This is a genomic window from Kitasatospora sp. NPDC056181 (assembly GCF_042266225.1).
Lineage (GTDB): Bacteria > Actinomycetota > Actinomycetes > Streptomycetales > Streptomycetaceae > Kitasatospora.
In genome coordinates, this window is record NZ_JBHJUK010000315.1 from 1 (window position 1) to 2,291 (window position 2,291).

A 2,291-nucleotide genomic window follows, 5' to 3' on the forward strand; every position below is an offset into this window, starting at 1 on the left:
GCCACGGCGCACCCTCGGACGGGCGGGCGGGACCTGCTCGGTGCCGCGCAACGCGAGGGCCGCAGTCCGAGTGCGCTCCAGCCGGCTCACAACCCGGCGCAGCGGGGCGGGGTCGAGGCCTTGGGTGGGCCGCGAGACGGCAGTCGGTCGAACCCAGGGATTCCTCGACCGCTTCACTGCTGTGAGTCGCAGGTCTTCACCTCTGCGTAAGGAGTGTTCGATGCCGTACCCACCGCTGCTGATCAAGCCCTTGACATCCTCCCCCTCCTGAAGGAGGGGGATTCCCCTCAGCCTCGCGGCTGAGCCGCTGCGCGTGGCGCAGCGGTCGGGACCACTTCCTGCTTCACCGACGACTGCCCGCCCGGAGTGCTCCGTTGAGGTCTTACACCGTCTCCACAGGCTGCAACCGCCAGCCCGGCGGCCAGGATGTTCTTCGCCGCATTCACGTCCCGGTCGTGGGTCGCTCCGCAGCCGCACGTCCACTCGCGGACGTTCAACGGCATCCCGCCCTGCAAGGTGCCGCAGGCCGAGCACAGCTTGGACGACGGGAACCACCGGTCAACGATGATCACCTCACGCCCGTACCACCCGGCCTTGTACTCCAGCATGCTGCGCATCTCGGTCCAGCCCGCGTCCGAGATCGCGCGGGAAAGCCGCCGATTCCTCAGCATGTTCCGAACGCTCAGGTCCTCGATCACGATCGTTTGGTTCTCACGAACGAGTCGGGTGGTGAGCTTGTGCAGGAAGTCCCTGCGCCGGTCGGCGATCCGGGCATGCACCCGGCCGACCTTGAGCCGGGCCTTCGCCCGGTTCGCACCATCGCCCACGGCCTTGCGGGCAAGATCCCGTTGCGCCCTGGCCAGACGCTCCCGCTCACGCGGTTCGTGCCGGGGGTTGGCGATCCTCTGCCCGGTGGAGAGCGTCACCAGGCTGGTGACACCCACGTCGATCCCCACGGCCGCATTGGCCGGCGCGGGAATAGCCGGCCGGTCGTCGCACAACAGGGAGACGAACCAGCGCCCGGCCGCGTCCTGCGACACCGTCACCGTGGACGGCCGCGCCTGCCGGGGAAGCGGCCTGGACCACACGACGGCCAGCGGCTCGGTCATCCTGGCCAGCGTCAGCCTGCCATCGCGGAACCGGAAGCCACTGGTGGTGTACTCGGCGGACTTGCGGGACTTCTTCCGGGACTTGAACGTCGGGTACTTCGCCCGCTTCGCCCAGAAGTTGCCGAACGCACCCTGCAAGTGCCGAAGCGTCTGCTGCAACGGAACACTGGAGACCTCGCAGAGGTAAGCCAGCTCCCTGGTCTTCTTCCATGCCGTCAGCATCGCCGACGTGGCGCTGTAGCCGACCCGCTCCCCGCGCATCACCCAAGCCTCGGTGCGCGCCTGCAACGCCAGGTTGTAGACCTTACGCACGCACCCGAACGTGCGCGACAGCTCAGCCGCCTGCGCATCACTCGGATAGAAGCGGTACTTGAACGCCCGCTTCACGTGAGTAGTCGTCACGCTCACAAACTACCAACGGGTCAAAGATCAAATCTGCAAGTCAGAGCACTACGGTCCACCTTGACGGCGAACACCAGCCCCTCTCCCCACTCCGCGGGCCTTTCGCTTCCTCCCCCAGCTGAAACCGGGAGCATCCACGAAAGGACTCTGATGAAGGAAGAGCTGACCGAGATCGGCTTCACCGAGCTGCTGAGCGCCGACGACGTCGACCGGGCCATGGAAGAGGCCACGACGGGCATGACCCTGGTCGTCATCAACTACGTGGACGGCTGCTCCGCCGGAATGGCCCGCCCCGGCGTCCGCATCGCGCTGGACAACGGGTCCAAGCGCCCCGACCGGCTGCTCACCGTCTTCGCCGAGCAGGACCTCGAAGCCACCGCCCGGATGCGCTCGCACTTCGCCGACATCCCGCCCTCCCAGCCCTCCATCGCGCTCTTCAAGGACGGCGAACTCGTCCACTTCGTCCCCCGCCACCGGATCGAGGGCCGCGACGCCCAGTCCCTGGCGGGCGACCTCCGGGCCGCCTTCGACGAGTTCGGCCAGTAACCGGTAACCCGGCCCCACCCCCGCGCCCGGCCCAGGAACCCCGATCAGGCGCCCGGCCCAGGAACCCCGCAGGCACCCCGGCCCGGCCTGCCCCGGCAACGGCGGCTTCACGCTCCGGCAGCCGACCAACGAACAAGGCCGTGGCCGGCGCCCGGATGCGCCGGCCACCGCCGTGGTAGTAGCGGGGGCAGGCTTTGAAACAGCGACCTCGGGGGTTTGAGCCCAGCGAGCGAA

Annotated in this window: 2 protein-coding genes; one reads left to right on the forward strand and one right to left on the reverse strand. The window is 68.4% G+C overall.

Annotated elements, in window-relative coordinates:
* Nucleotides 1-287 precede the first annotated feature (287 nt).
* Nucleotides 288-1,517 carry an RNA-guided endonuclease InsQ/TnpB family protein gene (locus tag ACFC1F_RS43185; RefSeq protein WP_376167286.1) on the reverse strand — a complete coding sequence of 410 codons (1,230 nt, stop codon included), beginning with the start codon at nucleotides 1,515-1,517 and terminating at the stop codon, nucleotides 288-290.
* Between the two features lie 144 nt (nucleotides 1,518-1,661).
* Here ACFC1F_RS43185 and ACFC1F_RS43190 point away from each other — a divergent pair, with 144 nt between their 5' ends.
* Complete coding sequence (locus ACFC1F_RS43190; protein WP_376167289.1) at nucleotides 1,662-2,057, forward strand: BrxA/BrxB family bacilliredoxin; 396 nt, start codon at nucleotides 1,662-1,664, stop codon at nucleotides 2,055-2,057.
* Nucleotides 2,058-2,291: the final 234 nt, after the last annotated feature.

Coding starts and splice junctions, on each gene's coding strand:
- ACFC1F_RS43190 (WP_376167289.1), top strand. CDS start 1,662: ATGAAGGAAGAGCTGACCGAGATCGGCTTCACCGAGCTGCTGAGCGCC.